14 protein-coding genes are annotated in these 22,004 nt (G+C 38.9%); 7 read left to right on the top strand and 7 right to left on the bottom strand.

The annotated features are described in order from the left end of the window. Positions 1-7: 7 nt before the first annotated feature. From ACFSFW_RS13140 to ACFSFW_RS13120, 5 genes are all read left to right on the top strand, one after another. Positions 8-226, top strand: a complete 219-nt coding sequence (locus ACFSFW_RS13140; protein WP_388038951.1) for a spore germination protein GerPB — start codon at positions 8-10, stop codon at positions 224-226. Positions 227-293: 67 nt separating this feature from the next. Next, positions 294-920 (top strand): spore germination protein GerPC, encoded by a 627-nt coding sequence (gene gerPC, locus ACFSFW_RS13135; RefSeq protein WP_388038949.1) that lies wholly within the window; start codon positions 294-296, stop codon positions 918-920. After that, the gene (locus ACFSFW_RS13130; protein WP_099354282.1) at positions 917-1,096 is read left to right on the top strand and encodes a spore germination protein GerPD; all 180 of its coding nucleotides are present in this window, start codon (positions 917-919) and stop codon (positions 1,094-1,096) included. Before gerPC ends, ACFSFW_RS13130 begins: the two co-directional genes overlap by 4 nt. A 5-nt stretch (positions 1,097-1,101) precedes the next feature. Beyond that, on the top strand, positions 1,102-1,485 hold the full coding sequence (locus ACFSFW_RS13125; protein WP_388038947.1) for a spore germination protein GerPE: 384 nt from the start codon (positions 1,102-1,104) through the stop codon (positions 1,483-1,485). 70 nt (positions 1,486-1,555) lie between these two features. Beyond that, complete coding sequence (locus tag ACFSFW_RS13120; RefSeq protein WP_099362373.1) at positions 1,556-1,774, top strand: spore germination protein; 219 nt, start codon at positions 1,556-1,558, stop codon at positions 1,772-1,774. A 304-nt stretch (positions 1,775-2,078) separates the two neighbouring features. On the opposite strand, the gene ACFSFW_RS13115 is transcribed toward ACFSFW_RS13120, so the two are convergent. From ACFSFW_RS13115 to addB, 4 genes are all read right to left on the bottom strand, one after another. Continuing rightward, positions 2,079-5,465: an AAA family ATPase gene (locus ACFSFW_RS13115; protein ID WP_388038945.1), complete on the bottom strand. Its 3,387-nt coding sequence runs from the start codon at positions 5,463-5,465 to the stop codon at positions 2,079-2,081. Then, complete coding sequence (locus tag ACFSFW_RS13110; protein WP_388038943.1) at positions 5,462-6,646, bottom strand: exonuclease SbcCD subunit D; 1,185 nt, start codon at positions 6,644-6,646, stop codon at positions 5,462-5,464. Before ACFSFW_RS13110 ends, ACFSFW_RS13115 begins: the two co-directional genes overlap by 4 nt. Positions 6,647-6,776: 130 nt before the next feature. Beyond that, on the bottom strand, positions 6,777-10,538 hold the full coding sequence (addA, locus tag ACFSFW_RS13105; RefSeq protein WP_388038942.1) for a helicase-exonuclease AddAB subunit AddA: 3,762 nt from the start codon (positions 10,536-10,538) through the stop codon (positions 6,777-6,779). Beyond that, on the bottom strand, positions 10,531-14,019 hold the full coding sequence (gene addB, locus ACFSFW_RS13100) for a helicase-exonuclease AddAB subunit AddB (RefSeq protein WP_388038940.1): 3,489 nt from the start codon (positions 14,017-14,019) through the stop codon (positions 10,531-10,533). Before addB ends, addA begins: the two co-directional genes overlap by 8 nt. Before the next feature lie 219 nt (positions 14,020-14,238). Here addB and ACFSFW_RS13095 point away from each other — a divergent pair, with 219 nt between their 5' ends. Both ACFSFW_RS13095 and ACFSFW_RS13090 read left to right on the top strand, forming a co-directional pair. After that, complete coding sequence (locus ACFSFW_RS13095; protein WP_388038938.1) at positions 14,239-16,905, top strand: cation-translocating P-type ATPase; 2,667 nt, start codon at positions 14,239-14,241, stop codon at positions 16,903-16,905. Between the two features lie 102 nt (positions 16,906-17,007). Then, positions 17,008-18,153 (top strand): MFS transporter, encoded by a 1,146-nt coding sequence (locus tag ACFSFW_RS13090; protein ID WP_388038936.1) that lies wholly within the window; start codon positions 17,008-17,010, stop codon positions 18,151-18,153. Here ACFSFW_RS13090 and ACFSFW_RS13085 read toward each other — a convergent pair. From ACFSFW_RS13085 to ACFSFW_RS13075, 3 genes are read right to left on the bottom strand one after another with little or no spacing between them, the layout of a single operon-like run. Beyond that, complete coding sequence (locus ACFSFW_RS13085) at positions 18,143-18,598, bottom strand: flavodoxin domain-containing protein (protein WP_388038934.1); 456 nt, start codon at positions 18,596-18,598, stop codon at positions 18,143-18,145. The two genes, ACFSFW_RS13090 and ACFSFW_RS13085, sit on opposite strands and share 11 nt — an antisense overlap. A 2-nt stretch (positions 18,599-18,600) precedes the next feature. After that, positions 18,601-19,647 carry a ribonucleotide-diphosphate reductase subunit beta gene (locus ACFSFW_RS13080; protein WP_388038932.1) on the bottom strand — a complete coding sequence of 349 codons (1,047 nt, stop codon included), beginning with the start codon at positions 19,645-19,647 and terminating at the stop codon, positions 18,601-18,603. A 15-nt stretch (positions 19,648-19,662) separates the two neighbouring features. Beyond that, positions 19,663-21,951, bottom strand: a complete 2,289-nt coding sequence (locus tag ACFSFW_RS13075) for a ribonucleoside-diphosphate reductase subunit alpha (protein WP_388038931.1) — start codon at positions 21,949-21,951, stop codon at positions 19,663-19,665. Between the last annotated feature and the right edge of the window lie 53 nt (positions 21,952-22,004).

Here is a 22,004-nt window from a genome sequence, read left to right as displayed (position 1 = left end):
TGAGGACATGAACTTTTATATTAATCAAAGTATTTGTATTCATTCTTTACGTGTGGATAGCGTTAGTAATTCATCCGTTTTACAAATTGGTAGTGCTGGGCTGATCAAACCTACGTCTAACCTATATAATACAGGTCAATTTACGGAGCCTGCTCCCGAAATCGGATCTAAAACCTCACCTGGTTCAAAACCAAACGTTCCACTTGTTGCACCAACTCCTTCATAGGCATTCACCCATATTAATGTGCATGCATACTGTAAACCATAAATGTTTATAGAAAGGGTGAATGCCGTTGTACACTTATCCTTATGACATCAACTCTTATATCCGAAGCCTTCATTACTATATCGAACAACAGAATCAACGAATCGCACAATTAGAAGAGACACTGCAGCTCATCCAGGGAGAACTTAAAGAAATCAAGAATAAACCAACTACTCATATAGAAAAAATTGAATATAAATTTGATCAACTTAAGGTTGAAACGTTGGAAGGTACATTAAATATCGGATTAAACCCTATGAACGGAGAACAAATTGAAGATTTTGCAGTTTCACAAAGTAAGATGAATATACCTGACGTCCGACATACCCATAAAGACTTAATTGGTGAAATTGAAAATGAAATTGATGAATACTTAAGTAATGATTGCTCGATTTATATCCAAAGTAAGTTAAACCAACAAGGGACTTCAATCCCTGACGAGCATGTCCAGTTTGTTGTGGAGGATATTCGTAAGCAGATCAATGAACGGATCATTTTTTATTTAGAACAAAAGCAAGCTGAACTCCAAGATCCTACACGGATACATGAGGTATATTCAGCCATTGTTGACAGAATAAAAATAGATATTCAAAACTCAATCACAGCTTATCTGAATAATCTTCCAGATAATTTGAAAGAAGGTCAAGATACATGAACTTTACTGTTGTAAATAAAGAAATCCATGTTGGGAATATTGAAATCGTTGGAGTATCCACTTCATCTGTTTTTATTATCGGGGACGCTAAAACAATATCAATGGCATCTGCCTTTGATACTCCACCGGAATCACTGATTATTGGACCATACGTTCCATTAGCACCACAAGGTTGATGTCCATGCAACGAATATCCGTTGTTGATCTTATTTATGTCAATTCTGTATCTTTTAGTAGTATTTTAGAAATTGGAGACTCGAAAAAAATCACCCCTGTTTCTCAGGCACTTGCGGTACAAAGAGAGGTTCCACTTTTTTTTACAAATGAAGGGGATTTTTCACAATATCCTATTTTTTCGAGGGAACTTCCTAAAGTAAAAGTGACCGAAACTGTTAATATGGAGATATTTAATCAAAACCCAGTTATTAAGGTAGATTCCATAAAGGTCAACGGGGTTTCGTCGGCTGCCGTTATGCAAATTGGTTCAACGGAAACCATTCACACTGAATCAAAGGTAAAGCATATTCGAAAGCTCCTTGATGACAAATCAAAAACGAACAGGTAACGAAATACCTCGTTTTTCATAAAGTAATAGTATGAATAATTAAATTGTACACTTAAAAGGATGACGCGATATGCCCTCAATAGTAGGACCAATCAAAATCAATAGTGTCGGTGGTGGAGTCGTGAATTTCGGGGACTCCTTCTATGTTTCACCAAAAAGCACAGGCAAGACATATTCAGGCTCTGGCTCGTTTAATACAGGTGACTTTATCTGCACAAATAACGGTTTGAATGCTACAAATACAAATGATGAAGATTTTGCAGACCAACTCATTAAAAAGAATGCGTAGAAAATACTAACAGTAAGTATTTTTTACACGATGCGATGGCTAGATTCTTAAGCTTATGTTTTTTTGGTATAGTGCCTTATTGTTTTTCGATAAATGTTATATCGATTAAGCTCGTTTCGGTATACCTTCACATCGTTTTTCGATAAATGCTATATCGATTAAGCTTTATTCGGTATACTGCTACATCGTTTTTCGATAAATGGTATACTGCAACGGCCTAATGAATATATTTCGCCCACGAATGTTCCGGCTATTACTTGCATTGTGCAGAAGAAAAAGGCCATTTCTGGCCTTTTTCGTATTTCTATAAAGTTTCTAATTTAACAAGCGTTCCTCTGCCCGAAGGCTCTGCTGGTTCAACAATTAGACGTTTTGGCAATCTTGCCCTTAATTCCTGAACATGGCTTATGACGCCTACTGCTAACTGTTTTGAGTGAAGTTTTTCGAGTGCGGATACAACCGTATCCAATAGATCGGCGTCCAGTGTTCCGAAACCTTCGTCTAGGAAGAAGAATTGTAATGGATATTCTCCCCTTAGCTGGATTTGAGCAGATAGTGATAATGCCAACGCCAAAGATGTTAAGAACGTTTCTCCACCGGAAAGGGTTGTCACAGGTCGTCTTACGCCACCATTTGCATCATCCCTCATAATAAATCCGCCCTGCGAATCCACTTCAACAGCATAACGCTGCCTTGTTAAAATACCAAGTCGCTCGGTAGCATCATGACTTACTTGAACGAGTTGTTCTTCGGCAATATATTCTACGAAGCTATTTCCTTTGAATACGGATTGGAGCTTATTATATTGCTCTACTAATTTATCTAATTCAATCCGTCTATCTTCAAGCTCGTTGAAACGCTCATGTTTATCTAAAAGCACTTGGAGTGCTTTTACAGCAGCTCCTTTTGCTTCTACTGCTTGATTTAGCATCTCTCTCATTTCCGTACGGATTATTTGGATTTCTTCCCATTTTTCTTTTGTTAGTTCTTCACCATTAAGTAAATCAGTTACTTTTTGCAAATCAGTTTGGATTTGCTTGAAACGATCCCAAAACGTCTCGATTTGTTTTTGTAGTTCTTCCTGCACGTGTTTGGAAAGAAGCGATTCCTTCACATCGGATATTGTATTAAAGCTTGTAGCCTCAAGCACATCAGTCCATTTTGCTGTTGCTTTTTCACTTCGAACCTTGCCATCTTGTACGGCCTGAAAGGCGGCGTGGGTTTCGTTTTCGAGTTTTTGACATTGTGATTGGACCATTTGCCAAGCTTCGTACGCGATACTCTCAGTTTCTTCAAGTTTTTTTACCATTTGCTCGGTTTCAGCCATGAGCTGCTTGATGTTGTTGTCTCCAACTTCTGTTGAAAGCTTTTCATGTGCCTCTGTTAATGCCTCGAGTTTACCCTTTAAGGTTGAATTGAGTTCAACAATTTGGCGATCAATGGTATTACAGTCATCCTGATATTTCTTCTTTTCCTGTTCTTTTCGTTCTAATACATTATTTGCATTTTCGATTTCAACAGAAAGACTTTGTGCCAACTTATCATTTTTCGAGATTTCTCCAAGCTTTGCTTCAACTGTTTCAAAATCAAGCTGCGGGAAAGTTCGCTTCCAATTCATGAACTGTTCCTTCATTTTTTCTTGTAAACTCGCAACACGCACTTCCAGTTCATGATAAGATTTCGTGCTCATTGATATGGTCTGTTCAAGCTGACTTACTTTTTGCATGACCGCTCGAATCTCTTGGATCACTTTTCTTCCTGTTTCTTGAATCTTTAAGTAATCCTGATGTAATGATTTTTGTTCGACAAGAAGAAATTGAAGTTTTTCGGTGATATCTTCCATTTCCTGATCGTTTACCACCATATTAGCTTTTGGAGGGATAGTCATTTCACCTGGATATTCTTGTACAAGCCCCCCAGAAATTTGTTCAAGTTTAATTTTTAATGTAGAAAACTCCTGTTTCACATTACGTGCTGTTGCTATCTCATTTGTCAATTTTTCAATTTGTGTTTCTAAGGCATCTCCATGATCCTCATGAACAACTGGATTTGGGTGATGCGTAGATCCACAGACTGGACATGGTTGCCCAGATTGAAGCTGGCTAGCAAGTCTGATGGCAAGATTATTTCTACGGCTATCCTCTAATTCTTGCTTGAGCCTAGATAATTTAACCTCACCAAATCCTATAACTTTTTCGCATTCTCTATCCCGTTCACAAACCTTTTCATATGTTGTTGCATTTTTTATAAAGATCGTTTCCATTTTGTGTTTAGCTTGGGCAAGAGCCTCATTTTGAGAATGTAGCTTTTCTTGCGTTTGCTCAAGCTGTACGCGGCTCTTTTCCAATTCCGTCTGTTGGTCCTTAAGGTTTTCTGTGGAGAACATTATGGATAGTTTTATTTGATTCGCTTTTTGAAGCTCTTCACGAACATCTGCTGAAACAGTTAACTGAGTCAGTTTTTCTCTCCGTTCTTTTTGCATTTCTGAGTCTGATGTAGTGGAAACTGTGATCGCTTCAATCTGATTTTGTTTTTCACGTACAAGTGATTGTAAGTTATTCACCTTTTGTTGTAGTTCATTTACTTCCTTTTCAAGACCGATTGCTCTTTCCTGAACAATGATCGCATCTGAAAGTTTCTGCTTCTTGGTTAGATAATACGGTAGCTTTTCAGTCTTTTCCTGACGTGCCTGATGATACTCATTGGCCTTGATTTCATTTTCCTCTTTTTTTGAGTTTAACTGGCTTTGCAGGGATTGATAACGAACAGTTGCTTTTTCTAAAGCATCATTCGCCGTTTCGTATTCCTCAAGATATGGCAGGATAAGAGCAGCTGTTTCTGCGTTCTTCCGTTTTTCTTCTAGCTGAAGAATTTGCGGTTTCTCTTGTTCAATTTCAACTATTTTTTGTGATAGGGCGCTCTTTTCCAGCTGCCATTGCCAAATATTTTTACTTTTTTCAAAATCAGCATCTATCTTATTAACTTCGTTTTGACGTTTAGTAAGAAGGACCTCTGTTTCTTTTAGCTCTTGTTCTGCAGCTTTAATTGCTTCTGTTGAAGCATCCCCTAGACCAGCCTGCTCAGCTGTTACTTCGTTCAATTCGTTTTTTGCTGTCGTGAGCTTATTCTTTAATTTTTTATTAAGCTTGTCCCCATATTGTTCAAGATTGAATAGACGCTGAAGCATTTGTCTACGGTCCGCACCCTTCAATGATAAAAACTCAGAGAATTTTCCTTGTGGTAACACGACTGCTCTTGTAAAGTCATCAATCGTCAAGCCTAATAAATCCTGTACGCACTGATTGACCTCTCCAATTTTATCAGCCAGGACAACAGATTCCTCACCTACTTCAATGATCCGACTCACTGAAGATTTGACCTTTAAGTCGTCCTGTCGTTTAAAGCTACGTTCAATCATATATCGCTTTGTTCCTTTGGCATTTTCAAGTTCAAATATAAAAGAAACATGAAGCTGATTTTCTGCATGATTCAGAATCCCATGGGTATTATTCGATGCGCGCTCCACCTTTCCGTACAAGGCAAGTGTCATAGCATCAAGGATTGAGGACTTTCCACTTCCAGTCGGACCAAATATCCCAAAAACTCCACCTTCACAAAGGGAGCCAAAATCAACAGTTTGTTTCTCTCGGAAGCTATGAAGTCCCGCTACTGTGAGTGTAATTGGTTTCATGCTTCGTCACCTTCCTCATCTTCGTCTTCGGTTATAAGTTCTAAAAACAATCGGGTAAGTTCAGGCTCTGGTTTAGCCCCGCCAGTTTGTTTTTCATAAAAACGTGCAAAAAGTTCATCGATTGGGGTATTCGTACTTACAGTCCGTTCCAGTTTATCTTTTTCAAGTTCTTCAAATACAGGCCGAATATGGATCAAGCCGCTGTGATACTTACGTAATCTATGAATCTCTTCGATTGATAACGCATTTGTTACATGAATTTCAAGGTCAACCCATGCGTTTGCATCCTTGCCTTCATCAAGCCAACTGTATACTTGAGCAAGCCCTTCTTTTGCCTTCCATCTTACAAGTGGCCTTCCACTTGATAAAAATACCTCAGACATTTCAACCGGCTGGCCGGGTTTTGCGTCTAAAATTGTGACTGACTTCGCATAACCAGCTTCTGAGAAACTATAGGCTAATGGTGAACCTGAATATCTTGCCATCGTTTTAGCTCTTGATACCATTTGCGGGCGATGTAAATGCCCTAATGCAACATATTGTGCTGCTTCCGGAAGGCTTGTGGATGCAACGGTGTACGCTCCACCAACTTCAATTGGTCGCTCAGAATCAGTGCTACTGCCACCTGTCACATAGATATGACTCATTGCGATATTAATCGTTTCAGGTGTAAAAGCTTTACTCATTTGTTCAAAGATCCCTTGAATCCGTTGGTCATATTTATCGCGAAGCATTAATTCTTCATGAGATTCAGATAGTACTTCAGCCAATCGTGACTCAGACGGGTATGGTAATGCTGCTAGTTTAAGAGTTTCATTTGTAGAGGGTACATAGATGGTTTGGACATCCATCGTTGGCAAGCCCAGTAATTGAATTCCTTGACCGTGTGCAAGTGGTGAAGCTGCTGACAAGCGGTCAGGATTATCATGGTTTCCTGCAATGATTGATATGGGTCTCTTCCCCCCATTTGATAAACGAGAAATACTTTCATAGAATAAGCTTTCAGCTGCAGCTGGTGGATTCACTGTATCGAAGGCATCCCCAGCCATTAGCACAACATCGATTTTTTCTTCCTCGACAATTTTTACAAGCTCATCCAAGAATTGTGCTTGTTCTTCTAATCTACTTCTTCCCTCAAGTGATCGACCTAAATGCCAATCGGCGGTGTGAAGAATTCTCATTTGAAAGTCCCCTTTCTAAACCGTAATCCAGTACTATTATTTTAACATAGGAGGTTGACTAGAAATGGTAGAGTTAACTGGAAATTGATATAAAAAGTACTGCCCTTAATTAAGAGCAGTACTTCTTAAACTACACCTCTAACAAATGGCCACCATCAAAAAAGTATAAATACTTTTCTGTAAGTGGTTTTCTCCAAATGTGTTCGATGGCCTTACTATATAATTCAAGCTGTACACGATAACGGTCTTCAAGCTCTGGCTTTGCACCTTCAAAGCTTCTAAACTTCCCAGTTATCGTATCTGTTTTATAATCAACTAGAACAATTCCTTTATCATCTTCAAAAATACAGTCAATGACCCCTTGGATGAGGACATTTTCCTGTTGTTCATCAGACCAGTCCGCATAGGCTTCAGTAGCTGGAATAGCCACACTAAACGGAACTTCTCGTCTTACATTTTCAGCTGTAAGCATTCGCTTTGCAAGATCCGATTTAAAAAATCCCAAAATACTTGTTACATCAATAACATCAGCCTGCTCCTGTGTTACTAATTCATGATGAACCATTTTTTGAATCTGCTCACGAATTGATTCTTCATTTATTGGTTCACTAAGGCTAATATGCTGCATAACCATATGCATCGCTGTACCACGTTCTGCAGGTGTTAATGATTTTTGCTGCATGAACCTTGGCCGGTCTGCAGAACTTGAGCGGAACTTTGGAAGAAAGAGTGTGTCACTATGTTCATCCATGCTCTCTCTTTGTCTTTTGATTTCTGAAACAGACTGTTTGGAACGCTTATTTGCTGCAGATTTAAACGGATATTTCCAAGTTAATTGATGTTCAATTCTTTCTAAAAGTTCACTACTAACTGGAATTGGCTTTCCATCTTTCATTGCTGCCTCTATTTGTTCTTGCTTGCTTTCTTCCTCAACCTCAATTTTTTGTAACTCTATAGCTGGAATTGTCCTAATCTCCCATTTTGCTGGATGATTTACGATGTCGTCTGGGAGCTGGTCTACTGTTTCTTCCCCTCGTAGCAACACGGCATCCTTATGTCGAATTAAACCGTGGCCGATCCAATCTAAATAGGATTTTGCACCTGCTCTTAAATGGTCTGTAATTAACCATTCTTTGTTTTGAAGTGTGGCCTGCCATCTACCAATTTGTTTTTCTACATCCTTCACCGTACCTACAAGATATAGCTTTTCCTTTGCTCTCGTAAGGGCAACATAAAGAACACGCATTTCTTCTGAAATCAGTTCTAGATGCATTTTCTTCTTAATCGCAAGCATTGGTAGAGTGGGATAGCTAATCCGAAGCGTTGGATTCACATATTTCGTTCCAAATCCAAGCTCTTTATCTAATAAATATTTTTTATTTAAATCCATCATGTTAAATTGCTTTGAAAGTCCACCAACAAACACAACCGGGAACTCTAGTCCCTTACTTTTATGAATTGTCATAAGGCGGACAACGTCCTCTTGTTCTCCAAGGGCTCTAGCTGTACCTAAATCATCGCCACGATCCTGCATCCGTTCAATAAAACGCAAGAATCGAAATAAACCTCTAAAGGATGTTGCTTCATATTGTCGGGCACGGTCGTACAGGGCACGAAGGTTTGCTTGACGTTGCTTTCCTCCAGGCATGCCCCCTACAAAATCATAAAAGTACGTTTCTCGGTACAATTGCCAAATCAAATCAGATAATGAACCTGTTCTTGCTCTTGTACGCCAGCTATCTAATTTATGATAAAAATCGGATACTTTCCCGTGTGTTTCATCATCAGTAGAGACTTCCTTTAGAAATACTTTCAACGCCTCATAGTAAGGACTGTTTTTTTCATACGTTCGAATTTTGGCAAGCTCATCGGCTTCAAGTCCAACAATTGGTGAACGTAAAACGGATGCGAGTGGAATATCCTGGTATGGATTATCAATCACCTTCAGTAAGGACATCATAACGCTGACTTCTGTCGCATCGAAATAGCCGGTTGAAAGATCCGCATAAATCGGTATGCCTTGTTGTTTGAATTCCTCCATAATTTGAGGAGCCCATGGCATTGAACGCATCAAAATGACAATATCGCGATAAGTTATACTCCTCATCCGATTTTCTTTACGATCATACACTTGGAATCCAGAAGAAATCATGTCCTTGATTTGCTTCGCCATCGCGCGAGCTTCAAGCTGGGCTGTTTCAAGCTCTGCTTCGTCAAAGAGGATCATTGACTCCTCATCTTCTTCGTTTTCTTCTGGCTCATAACTTGCCACTTCTTGGCCATTCTTATCAATTAACAATAGTTCAGCAGCCATTTGATTACTTTCAGGGTAATCAGCGCCTAGCTTTAGCTCAGCATCATCGTCATAATCGATTTCACCCACGGCTTCACCCATGATTTGTTTGAACAGATAATTCGTTCCGTCCAAAACCTCAGCACGGCTACGGAAGTTTTTCGATAAATCAATTCTTAATCCGGTATTTTCCCCTAATTGGGTAAACCTTTTATATTTACTTAGGAACAACATGGGTTCTGCAAGCCGGAAACGATAAATCGACTGCTTCACATCCCCAACCATAAACATATTTCCAGTTGCTTCTCCGTCTTTTGTAACTAGCTTTAAAATGGACTCCTGTACCATATTGGTATCCTGATACTCATCCACAAAAGCCTCTTCAAATTGGAGCCGGTATTCAAACGCTGCTTCGGAAGGCACTAAATCGTCTGACGAAGTCCCATTCTTTCGTAGAATTTCAAGACAATAATGCTCTAAGTCAGAAAAGTCAACTAGCCCCTTTTCTTCTTTTACCTTCTGAAATCTGTCACCGAATTCAATTACAAGTTCAACAAGCATCTCGATCGAAGGCTGCATTTCTTTAATGTTGTCTAAATAGCTTTCTGGAGGACGGCTAAACAAATCTTCCTTTATTTTTTCAACCAGCTTTTTCGCGTCATCTCTGAGCTTTGATACCTGTTCCTTCAGATTTTCATCATACTCATCGCCCTTAACAGGCTTCGCTCTCCCAAACACTAGAGTCTGCATTTCATGATAAAGAGCCGTCCATGAGTGGTTCTTCGCATGTAAGAGTCGATGGATCTGTTCTAGGTCTGCTTCAATATTTTCTGCCCTTGGAGCAGGTCCCCCAGGCATTCGAATTAAATCCATCGCATGTTCTAAATTAGCTTTTGCCCCCTCAAGCTGAAGAGAAATATCCGCTAACAAATATGGTATATACGGGGTTTGATCCAAACTCTGGTCATCTACTCGGTAATCCTCCACAATTTGCTTAAGCCACTCATTAGGCGCTGGATGTGCTCGTGAAAATTCATATAGTTTCCGAATCATATTTTGCAATTCAACATCGGTGCGGTCATTCGTAAAGCGATCAACTAAGTCAAAGAATTTCGTGTTTTCGAGTTTACTGTAATGCTCTTCAAAAAGTTCTTCCATTACCTCATCCCGCATTAACTCTGCCTCAGTTGAATCTGCTATTCGAAATCCAGGGTCAATGTCAATTAAATAGTAAAACTTCCGAATGACCTCCAAACAGAAAGAGTGAATCGTTGAGATTGAAGCACGATTGAGTAAGCTAAGTTGACGTCTAACATGTAAGGAGGCTGGATCTTCCTTTAATGCTTTTTCTAGTGCTTCTCCAATTCGATTTCTCATTTCAGCCGCAGATGCATTTGTAAAAGTCACAACAAGTAAACGGTCAACATCGACCGGATGTTCCTTAGATAATATTTTTCTGATAATCCGCTCAACAAGAACTGCCGTTTTACCAGAACCCGCTGCAGCTGCGACTAAGATATCTTGACCACTTGAGACAATTGCTTTCCATTGATCATCGGTCCATTGACTTCCTTCTGGCTTTGGTATGAGATTAGTCATGAATTTTCACACCTCCATTCCGAATTTTCTCGAGGATAACGTCTTTACTCTCATTTGGGAGAACTCGGTACTTATTTTCTTCTAAGCTTTGGTCAAACTGACAAACAGATTTAAACGAACAGAACGTACAAGGCGTCTTATCCTTAAGTTTATATGGTGCAATATCGATTTCACCATCTGTAATCCTGTTTCCAGTGTTTTTAAAGACTCCACGTACATGGTTGCGAAGATATCCCAACTCTTCTTCACTTGCCACTTGGGAATTAGAATAAAAGCTACCATCCTTCTTAATGGCTGCAGAAACAATCTGGGAGTAGCCTGTTCCGAGTGATTGGTCCATTAAACGAACAGATTCCTCATCCCCTAATAAGAGTCCTTTCATTTTAAATCTCTTAAAGATTTCCTCTTCAATTTTATCCTCAGACAGGACTTTATTTGAATGAATTAATGGATCATGGATATGGAAATATAGAACACCTGCAGGTTTTGCAGAAGTACCGATCCAATCTTTCGAATGTGTAATGATTACATCCAGATACGTTAACATTTGTAGAGCAAGTCCATAATAAACCTCTGAAAGATTAAGTGCCTTTTGACTAGACTTATAGTCGATCACTCGTAAAAGCACACCATTTGAGCTTTCTGCTTTATCAACACGGTCTATTCTGCCAATAAGCTCCATCGTACTGCCATTATCCAATTGAAAGCGGATTGGTGGAAGTGGCCCCTTCTTACCAAAGCCTAGCTCAATTCCTACTGGGGCAAAGCCACTTGCTTTCGCATGGTCACTTAAAATCTTTGATGCACGACTGATGATTTTTTGTAATTTATGCATGATATAGTGATAACGGTTTGAGCTTAATAAAATTTCCTTCTGCAATCGTGGAGCTAATTCTTCTACTGCTTTTATCGCTAACTTGTCACACTGTTCTTTTGTTAAGTCCCGCCAGTCGATGCCATTCTTTCGTAAAAAGTCGGCAATATTCTTTAAAGCCGCATGGAATAAATCACCGATATCTGGTGATTCCAAGCGGAATACTTTCCGTTCTTTCAACTGAAGTCCATAGCTTGCAAAATGGGAGAAAGGACAGCCCTGGAACACTTCCATTCGAGAAACGCTCCCTTGAATATGGTCACCAAATAGGGCATCCGTTATTTCTTTTGATAGCTTTTTCGGTTTGTTTTTATAAAATAAACTACTTAATACAAGCTGACTTTTATCTTTCATTTCATCGTGGTTTGCAAAATAATTGTATACATCCCACCATAAATCCTGAATTGGATACTGCTTTTTCCATGCCTGTAATTGTGTTGCCAATGAAGATAAGGCAACATCAGGATTCACAATGTATTCTAACTGCTCTATAGCTGGTAACTCTGAAGGTTCATTCATGTAAAACTTTTCTTCTGCATTTGGGAATAGATCCTTCAGACGTTTTATGAGTGGTGATGGAAGAAGTGACTTTCCTTCTTCGTTAGCTAAAGGATAGCTAATATACAAAGCTTCCTGTGGACTAGTTAGTGCACAATAAATAAGGAAATTTTCATCTAAAAGAGTCTCTCGACTTCCTGGCGCTAATTGTAAACCAGCATCACCTAATGTTTCTCGGTCTGATTCCGAAAATACACCTTCTTCATTTGGACGTGCAGGAAGGACACCATCATTCGCACCGATAATAAAGGTACATTTAATGTTTGATAATCTAGACCGTTCCAAGCTTGCAACTAGGACTTGGTCTATCGCAGGCGGCACTAGTGCAAATCGCATGCTTTCCAACCCAGTTTCAATCATGTTACTAAACGTAGTAAGGGAAACTTTTTCGTCACCAACGATTTCAACATATTGATCTAGTAGTTCTAATACCGCATTCCACACCTGATCATTTTCTCTTGCTTCCGAAAGTCGTCCAGCGAGTTCTGCGTTCAACTTTAACTCTTCCATTTTTGCAGGGATTTCAAGATCCTCTAAATAAAGAAAAAGTGCCTCACACATCTCTCTACCGTCCTTCGCCTTTTGGAGACGTTTCCCGAGGGAAAGTAACGGGCGGGCAATCATGTCACGTAGGTCATTTAACTTGTCCTCATATTCACGTTCTTTGTCTGTTTGCGGAAGGTCAGAATCCTCTAATCCCCTTATCCGCTTATATTTCCATCGCTTACCATTTGTCCATTTAAAGCCTTGAATCCCGTACTCAAGCACATAGTTTTCAAGCTTGTCCATGTCCTCCCGGAGTGCTGAAATCTCTTCACCAAAAGGATACAGGAGATCTGTTTTGACACAACGAAATACAGACTCATAGCGCCAATTGCTATTTACGACCTCAAGACTTGAACGGATCAATTCAATTAATGGATGATTTAACATCGATCGTTTTTGGTCAATGAAAAATGGGATGTGATAGTCTTGAAAGATCGTTTCGATAATTTCATGATAATCACTCGCATTTCGAATCATAATCGCAATATCACGATATCGATAATTTTTATCCCTTGCTAATTTTTGAATTTCACGCGCAATCCCTTCAATTTCAGCACGTCGATTCACCGCTTGGCTAAGTCTGATTGACGTCTGACCTTGATATGGAACTGTTGGTCTCTCATCAAAATATCTTTCTAGATGTGCTAATGAAGGTTCAGAGGAGTATCGATATTGACTTGTTAACAAAACAGGCTCCTCAACCTTTATGCTATTTTCTTGAGCGAATTGAATAATAGATTGATAGGTTTTTCCAGTCATTCGGAAAAGATTTAAATCATGTGGCGGAACTTCATACGCCTTATCAATCGTTAAAGCAATTGTTACTTTCTTTGAGACTTTCATAAGCTGCCCTAAGACTTCAAGCTCCTGAGGGGTATAGCTATGGAATCCATCAATTAAGATTTCTGCTTCTTTAATATAGGTAGATTGAGGAATTTTTTCCGCTAAAAGTCGTAAATAATCTTCAGAATCTACGTATTTCTCAAATAGATGTTTTTCTAATTCGTCATATAAAAGTTGAAGATCATGTAATTTATCTGAAAGTACTTTGTTATCAGATGCAACTGTTTGTTTTTGTTCTTCAAGAGTTTCAGGAGTGACACAATATCGTTTAAACTCCGCAACCATTTCTTCCATTTGAGTAATAAATCCATTTTTATCAGCAGCACGTGTGAAAACCTTAAGGTCCTGTTTTTTGGAATCAATAATTTTACGTAGAAGCATATTCACTCCAACATTATTCACATGATAACGGCTCATTCCCCCTGTTTCCTGCAACACTCGCCATGCCAAACGAGTAAAACTGAATACTTGAGCTCTCATCATACCGCCAATTCCAGGGGTGTTGATTAAATCATATTCTGATTGGAACGTCATTTGGTCTGGAACTAAATACACAATCGGAAAACCTGTTGGGTCGTCAAGAAGCTTTGATCGAATATCTTCAAGACATGTATATGATTTCCCTGTACCAGCACGTCCCAAAATAAATTGTAGTGACATATAGTAACCTCCTAAAGAGAGAAAGAATCATTCGTTTCATTCTTATCCTCTAATTGTATCAAAAAAAATGTCGAACAGTGAATTGTATCACCATCCAGATTCTAGAAAGTGTCAAAGAACGCTCACAATCTGTTATTTTTCAGGATGTTATAATTTTTGTAAGGTACTTCCAATATATTTGAATGAGTAGATTTTATTATGTAGAAAGAAGTGATGATAATGTCACAATGGTACAAGAAATCGATAGCAGATGTAGAATTGGAACTTACCACAAATATTGAAACAGGTCTTTCAGAAAGTGAAGCAGCGGAACGACTTCAAAAATTTGGTCCAAACCGCTTTGAAGATCATGAAAAAACTTCGATTTTAAAGATGTTTTGGGTTCAAATTAATAGCATGTTAATCTACATACTAATAGCTGCAGCTGTTATTTCGGCTTTTGTAGGCGAAATAGCTGATGCCACCATTATTTTTATCGTCATCCTTCTTAATGCTGTAATTGGGGTTGTTCAGGAGTCTAAAGCTGAAAAAGCTTTAGAAGAACTAAAGAAAATGTCCACTCCAAAAGCGATTGTCAAAAGAAATGGGAGCCTGTGGGAACTTGCTTCTGAAGAAATTGTCCCAGGTGATATTGTCATTTTAGATGCTGGGCGCTATGTCCCTGCAGATTTACGCCTCGTAGAATCAGCGAATATGCAAATCGAAGAATCTGCTTTAACAGGGGAGTCTGTTCCAGTTGAAAAAAATGCTACTTTAATCACCAGTCACGAGGCATCCATTGGGGACCAACGTAATATGGCGTTTATGACAACTCTTTCAACTTACGGCAGAGGAATTGGCATCGTTGTCGATACAGGAATGAATACGGAAATTGGAAAGATTGCTAGAATGCTTGGCAAACAACAAAAAGAAACAACCCCTCTTCAAAAGAAATTAGACGAATTAGGTAAGTTCTTAGGAATAGGCGCGATTATAGTTTCCATTGTCATCTTTTTCATTGGTTTCTTTCAAGGAAGAGAACCGTTGGATATGTTCCTTATTGCTGTAAGTTTGGCGGTCGCAGCGATTCCCGAGGGTCTTCTTGCAATTGTGACGATTGTACTCGCTATGGGTGTAGGGCGGATGATTAAGCATCATGCGATTGTACGTAAGCTACCTGCCGTGGAAACTTTAGGTGCAGTAAGTGTGATTTGCTCGGATAAAACAGGAACACTAACACAAAACAAAATGACAGTCACCACTATATTTATGGATGATCGTTATCGGGAGATTGGTGAGGTTCCTTCTGATATCGCACAAAGCCATCCATTTTTTCATGGGATTACATTATGTAATGATGCCCAGGTTTCAGAGGATCAAAGTACAGGAGATCCAACCGAAATTGCACTTGTTCAAGCTGGGTTGAACATTGGGTTGCACAAAGAGACACTTGAAAAAGCATTTAAACGGATCTACGAACTTCCCTTTGATTCCGACCGAAAAATGATGACAACTGTACACGAAGATAATGATAGGATTGTTTCCTTTACAAAAGGGGCTTTGGAGAGCATTCTACCTAGGGTAACAGCTATTTATAAAAATGGGGAAGTTACCCCACTTACCGATATTGACCAACAACGTATTCAACAAGCTGCAGGAAAAATGTCTGATAAGGCCTTACGTGTTCTAACTGTGGCTATGAAGAATGTATCAAAAGATGACAGCCTTGATAACAACTTAGAAACAGAATTTATTTTCCTTGGCCTGATCGGGATGATAGATCCTCCCCGAGATGAAGTGAAAGCATCGATTGCCTCTTGTAAAGATGCGGGCATTCAGACCATTATGATTACAGGTGACCATCAAAAGACAGCATTAGCAATCGCGTCCGAACTTGGAATAGCTAACCACGAGGCACAAACGATGACTGGCCAAGAACTACAAGCACTTAGTGATATGGAGCTACAGGAAAAAGTGAAAACTGTTCGAGTATTTGCGCGAGTTTCTCCCGAGCATAAGGTGCGTATTGTAAAAGCATTAAAAGATAATGGCCATATCGCCTCAATGACTGGTGATGGTGTGAATGATGCTCCATCATTAAAGCAGGCTGATGTGGGAGTAGCCATGGGGATCACAGGTACAGATGTTGCAAAAGGGGCCGCTGATATCATCCTTACAGATGATAATTTCGCTACAATTGTATCAGCTGTAGAACATGGAAGAAACATCTACCAAAATATCAAGAAATCAATTTTATTTTTACTCTCTTGTAATCTAGGAGAAATTACTGCGTTATTCATTGGTATTTTACTTGGCTTACCCGCTCCATTAACAGCCGTACAAATTCTATGGGTGAATCTAATTACAGATACCCTTCCCGCAATTGCGTTAGGGATGGATCCTGATGATCCCGATGTGATGAAGGAAAAACCGCGAGATCCAAAGGAAAGCATCTTTTCCAAGGGGAGTGGAAGCTTCACCGTATTGAATGGGTTATTAATTGGTTTTATTACCTTATTTGCATTTGTAGAAGGCCTACGTTTCTATTCTGGTGCAAGCTCAGTTTTTTCAATTGATTATAGTAACATTACAGCAGATGCATTAATTCACGCTCAAACAATGGCGTTTATTACATTAAGTATTTCTCAATTATTTCACTCTCTCAATCTCAGAAGTCGTAAGAAATCGATTTTTAAGGTGGGACTATTTACAAATAAATACTTAATCGCCGCAATTTGTTTAGGTATTGCCATTCAAGTGGGGCTTGTCTATATCCCGTTCTTCAACAATGTATTTGGCATTCATTTTCTTACAGGCAAGGATTGGCTTCTCATTCTTGGACTATCAATTGTACCTGTTATAGGAAATGAATTTATGAAGGTATGGAAACGAATATTTTCTGCTTAAACGTTCAAGAAGGTCTAGTGCATGATATTTCAGCACTAGGCCTATTTTTCTTGAACCCGCATTTTAAGTTAGGCATATGTTACAAAGAGGTGGTGGTTTATATTGAATCGGTTATTTCTTGTAGCATTTTTGCTTATTATTACGGGCGTATTTGTAGCCTCCAACATTTATACTTTGATCCCCATATATCAAAGCATTTCAGATTCCATCGAGATCACAAATGAAAAAGCGGTGCTTGGAGGGAGCATTTTTTCATTTTTTTATGCGATAGGGTTACTAACCTTTGGTCCACTTTCTGAAAGGGTAGGTAGAAAAAAAGTAATCGTCTCTGGCTTATTCTTCTCAATTGTTACGACCTGGTTCGTTGGTTTTTCCTTTAATGAGGTAAGTCTATATGTTTTTCGAGGATTGCAAGGGATTGCTCTTGGAAGCTTTGCACCGGTTGCGTTCGCCTATACATTTGAAATATTTCCAGTGCGACATCAAACCCTAGTTCTTGCCCTTATCAATAGCGGTTTTTTAATTGCAGGAATCCTTGGGCAGCTCATGAGCTCAAGTATCACTTATTTTTATGGGTGGGAGTATGTTTTTTATAGTTATGCTGGGATCTATCTTGTCCTTTTTATAGGTAGTCTGTTTATATACCCCAGTGTACCAGTTATGAAAAAGGCAGATGCCTCTCTCTTACAAGACTTTTATAAAATTATAAAAAACCCTTCATTAGTCATATGCTATATAATCACTTTTTCAATTTTGCTTTCCTTTATTTCATTTTATGATGGTATCGGTCAGTTCTTAAATGAACTGCATGGGGTCGACGAACAGACATTATTCAAGATCAGGGCAATTGGCCTTATTGGTGCTTCTCTATCGCTATTCACGGGAAAATTAGTTCAACAATTCGGTGACCGGCGAACATTATTAATTGGATTAAGTTTAGCTACCACTAGTCTTATTTGTCTTTTAATGTCCAGTAGACCAGGAGTTATCGCTGTTTTAAGCATACCTTTTGTTGCTTCAATCTCATTGCTCTTCCCTTCGATTATATCCCTAGTAGGCAAATTGGGGGAACACGCACGTGGTTCCGCTATTTCATTATATTCTTTTACATTATTAACCGGCGCTAGCTTTGGTCCAATTATAGCCTCAGCTTTAGATTTTCCTATTTTACTAGTAAGCCTTATTGGAGTGTTTATCATCAACATAGCCTTAAGCATGCCTATGAAAAAGGGTACCACTAGACAGTGATACCCTTTTGACTATTAACTCGTTCTGCTACAACTTCGGCAAAGCGTTCGAACCGAGGTTCATCGATTCGCTGTGGAGTTAATTCAATTTTTAAGGTCGCCGCTAACTTCGAGTGTACATAAAGCATATCGCGAAATTCATCAACCGCCCCACAAAAATTCGGATAGCATTGGTCTCCAGTACCAAAAACCCCTGTTACAATACCATTTGTAGGGCTGTTCTCAATGGCTCGATAAAGCCGAAGCATTTCGTGCGGAATTTCCCCATTCCCCCATGTATAGGTCCCTATGATCATGACATCAAATGATCCTAATTCGTAATAAGGAAAGTGTTCCACCTGATAGACGTAACACTCAGTTGTATACCTTCTCATATAATGGTTGATGATTTTTGCTGTTTCCTCTGTATTACCTGTAATTGATGTATAGACAATGGCGACTCTCATACTTATAGTTCATCAAATCCATTGGATTGGGATACCTTTGTATACGTCCGTGATTTTTGCTCGAAGAAGTCAGATTTGGTATCATTCATCATCTCGTCACTAAATACCTGAATCCATGGCATTGGGTTTTCTTTTTCTTCATATAGGTTTTGAAACCCAAGTTGGCGGAAGCGCTTGTTCGCAAGGTACTCGACATACTCTTCAAATTCACGTAAATCGATTCCATCAATGTCTTTTAAAATATAGCGTGCCCACTCTTTTTCAAGCTCCACTGCCTGTCCAATTGATTTATAAACATACTCTTTGTTCTCTTCGGTATTCAATTCTGGGTTCTCTGATAAAAGAATTCGAACAAATTGTGCAATGAAATATGCATGCTGCATTTCATCCCTTTGAATATAGCTAATCATTGTACTAGTCTTAAGCATTTTTTGTTGCCTAGCTAGATTATAGAAAAAGGCAAACCCTGCATAAAAATAAATGCCTTCTAGATTAATCGAATTAATTGCTAACTTAAATAAGTTTTCCGGAGTTGGATGTTCCCTAAAACCTTCGTAAGCCTCTAAAATCAATTGATTCCTTTTTCGGACAATTGGGTCTTCCTTCGCCTGATTAAAACGGTCCTTTTGTTCGGGTAAAGGCACAAGCGAGCTCAGAATATAAGAATATGATTCATTATGAACGGCTTCCTGTTGCGAAATCACTGCAAAAATGGCTTTAAAACTAGAGTCCGTCACATAATCCATTACCTGGTTCATTGTCGGTGTTTGCAAACTATCTAATGACGCTAGTTGCGTGTTGATTCGTAAAAACACATCCTTTTCAATAGAACTTAGTTGGTCCCATTGTTTGATGTCATCCTGCATATTGATTTCTTGTGCTTTCCAAAAATTTGATAGCAAGGTTTGATAGAGTGTATACATTTGTGGATATGCGATATCGTTCCAATTCAGTAGTCCCGAGGTTTCCCCATTAATGATTCCCGTTGATTTATTCGGAAACTCTGGATTAAACAATTTTATTTTTGTTAATGGCTGATTACTCGTCATTAGCTCCATTCCCCCTTAACTATGGCATAGTTCACATTCTTCAATTTCTGCTTGTGACGTGCTTCTCACATAATACGTTGTCTTAAGTCCTTGTCTCCAAGCCTCTAAATGAAGCTGTAAAAGATCCTTTGCTTTAATGTCATGTCTCACATACAAATTGAAGCTAATTCCCTGGTCGATATGACGTTGGCGAGCTGCATTTTGTCTAATGCTCCAAACCTGATCCACCTCATGACGTGCTTTTCGATAAAACTCATACGTCTTATGATTGATATCAGGTGCGGTAACTTTAAATTTAAAATTCTTTTTTTCCTCCGCATATTCAGCCGCATAGATTGGGTCAATTCCATCTGTGGAACCTCCGATTTTAGCTGTCGATGAATTTGGCGCCACAGCCATTAGCCAGCCATTGCGCACACCATGTTTTGATATATTTTCTTGAAGCATACTCCATCGTTCCGACGAATACTTTCTGCGAGTAAAATAGATGCCCGATTCCCATTCAGAACCTTTAAATTTACTATAGGCTCCTTTTTCCTTCGCTAGCTCCATCGATGATTTGATTGCATGATAAGCAATTGCTTCATATAGTTCATCTGCATATTGAACAGCCTCATCAGATTCCCAATAAATACCCTTTAATGCTAAAAGATGATGCCAACCAAAGGTACCTAATCCTACTGCTCGAAACTTCTTATTTGTGAGGTCAGCTTGTTTTACCGATATCGTATTTAAATCGACAACATTATCAAGCATCCTAACCTGGATTCGAATTAGTCGTTCAAGGACATTGTCTCCGATAGCTCTTGGTAGATTAACAGATGAGAGATTACAAACCACAAAATCACCTGGTTTTCGAATGATCACAATATTTCCTTCATCGTCGATATACTCTTTCGTAATCGCTGTTGCTGACATATTTTGCGCGATTTCTGTACATAAATTACTGCAAAAAATCGAGGTTCGTCCTGTTCCTAAAAGGTGTTTGTTAGGGTTCTGGCGATTTACTTGATCGCGATAAAACATGTAAGGTGTTCCTGTTTCTAATTGAGCAATCATGATCCTTGCCATGACATCCATAGCGCGATAGGATTTACGTGGTAAAAGTGGATGACTCACAGCTTCCAAGTATTTTTCAGTGAAGTATTTTTCATCCTCTTCATCGTAAAAATCCTCGAGACCTAATGGGTTTCCGTTCTCATCTTTCCAACCCATGATTTGTTTTACTTCATGTGGACAAAAAGTGTGCCACTCCCCAATACTTCTGCCGTTCTCATCTACCTCTTGTAACTTCTCCATAAACAAATCAGGTACGGAAACCCCTGTAAAAATATCGTGTGCCTTACGACGTTCGTCTCCATTATTTGTTTTTAAGTCTAGAAAACCGTTCATAATATCTTTGTGGAAAAGGTCTAAATAGATGGCAATTGCTCCTTGGCGTTGTCCTAATTGATCAACACTTACTGCTGTATCATTGATAAGGCGAATCCATGGAACGATCCCAGAAGAATTCCCTTTGAATTTCTTTATGTCGGAGCCTAACGCGCGAACCTTGCCATAATATACGCCAATTCCGCCACCATCTTTTGATAATCTAGCAATATCCCAGTTGTTTAAATAAATGCCATCAAGTGAGTCTTCAACAGTATCAATGAAACAAGAGGACAACTGACCAAAACTTTTACCTGCATTTGATAGAGTTGGAGTGGCTACTGTCATATATAAATTACTTAATGCCCAATAGGCTTCTTTCACATAAGTAAGACGAACTTCCGTTACCTCATGCTGCATTAATGTCATCGCGATTATCATGAATCGCTCTTGTGGAAGTTCATAAATATTTCGTTCGTAATCCCTTGCAAGATAGCGATCCGCTAATAAAAACAAACCAATGTATGTAAATAAATGATCTTTAGAAGGATCAATGACTTCTCCTAGTTCAAGTATTTCTTCCTTAGAATAAGAGTTTATTAATTCATTAGAATATATTCCTCTTGATGTTAGTTCCTGTAGCAACTCATGCAAATTGCCGTATTTTAGAGCACTATTGTAATTTCTATTAGTTGCAGCTTTTTCATACAATTCATTTAAATAGAGATTAGCCGCTAAATATGTCCAGTTGGGTTGATCCATGGCAATTTTGTTTAAGGAATAAAAAAGTGCATGCTGGTTTGCTTCAAATGTAGTGACATTCATTCCCTGCAGTTTGTTTCGAATTTCGGTCGTGTCGAGCTGGTAGGTACTTTCTGCATATTCAAGCGAGTGTAAAACTGAATCCAATTCCCCTTGTGTTGTAATATTCATCTATTTCTCTCCCTTAACGTTTTTTTCGTTATAATAAAAAAATCCGCCCAATT

Source organism: Ferdinandcohnia salidurans, from assembly GCF_042680725.1.
GTDB lineage: Bacteria > Bacillota > Bacilli > Bacillales > Bacillaceae_L > Ferdinandcohnia > Ferdinandcohnia salidurans.
The sequence above is the reverse complement of the archived record's forward strand: the minus strand, read 5'-3'. Positions and strand labels throughout refer to the sequence as shown.

Coding starts and splice junctions, on each gene's coding strand:
- ACFSFW_RS13115 (WP_388038945.1), bottom strand. CDS start 5,465: ATGAAACCAATTACACTCACAGTAGCGGGACTTCATAGCTTCCGAGAG.
- ACFSFW_RS13080 (WP_388038932.1), bottom strand. CDS start 19,647: ATGACGAGTAATCAGCCATTAACAAAAATAAAATTGTTTAATCCAGAG.
- ACFSFW_RS13125 (WP_388038947.1), top strand. CDS start 1,102: ATGCAACGAATATCCGTTGTTGATCTTATTTATGTCAATTCTGTATCT.
- addA (WP_388038942.1), bottom strand. CDS start 10,538: ATGACTAATCTCATACCAAAGCCAGAAGGAAGTCAATGGACCGATGAT.
- addB (WP_388038940.1), bottom strand. CDS start 14,019: ATGTCACTACAATTTATTTTGGGACGTGCTGGTACAGGGAAATCATAT.
- ACFSFW_RS13130 (WP_099354282.1), top strand. CDS start 917: ATGAACTTTACTGTTGTAAATAAAGAAATCCATGTTGGGAATATTGAA.
- ACFSFW_RS13140 (WP_388038951.1), top strand. CDS start 8: ATGAACTTTTATATTAATCAAAGTATTTGTATTCATTCTTTACGTGTG.
- ACFSFW_RS13095 (WP_388038938.1), top strand. CDS start 14,239: ATGTCACAATGGTACAAGAAATCGATAGCAGATGTAGAATTGGAACTT.
- ACFSFW_RS13120 (WP_099362373.1), top strand. CDS start 1,556: ATGCCCTCAATAGTAGGACCAATCAAAATCAATAGTGTCGGTGGTGGA.
- ACFSFW_RS13085 (WP_388038934.1), bottom strand. CDS start 18,598: ATGAGAGTCGCCATTGTCTATACATCAATTACAGGTAATACAGAGGAA.
- ACFSFW_RS13075 (WP_388038931.1), bottom strand. CDS start 21,951: ATGAATATTACAACACAAGGGGAATTGGATTCAGTTTTACACTCGCTT.
- ACFSFW_RS13110 (WP_388038943.1), bottom strand. CDS start 6,646: ATGAGAATTCTTCACACCGCCGATTGGCATTTAGGTCGATCACTTGAG.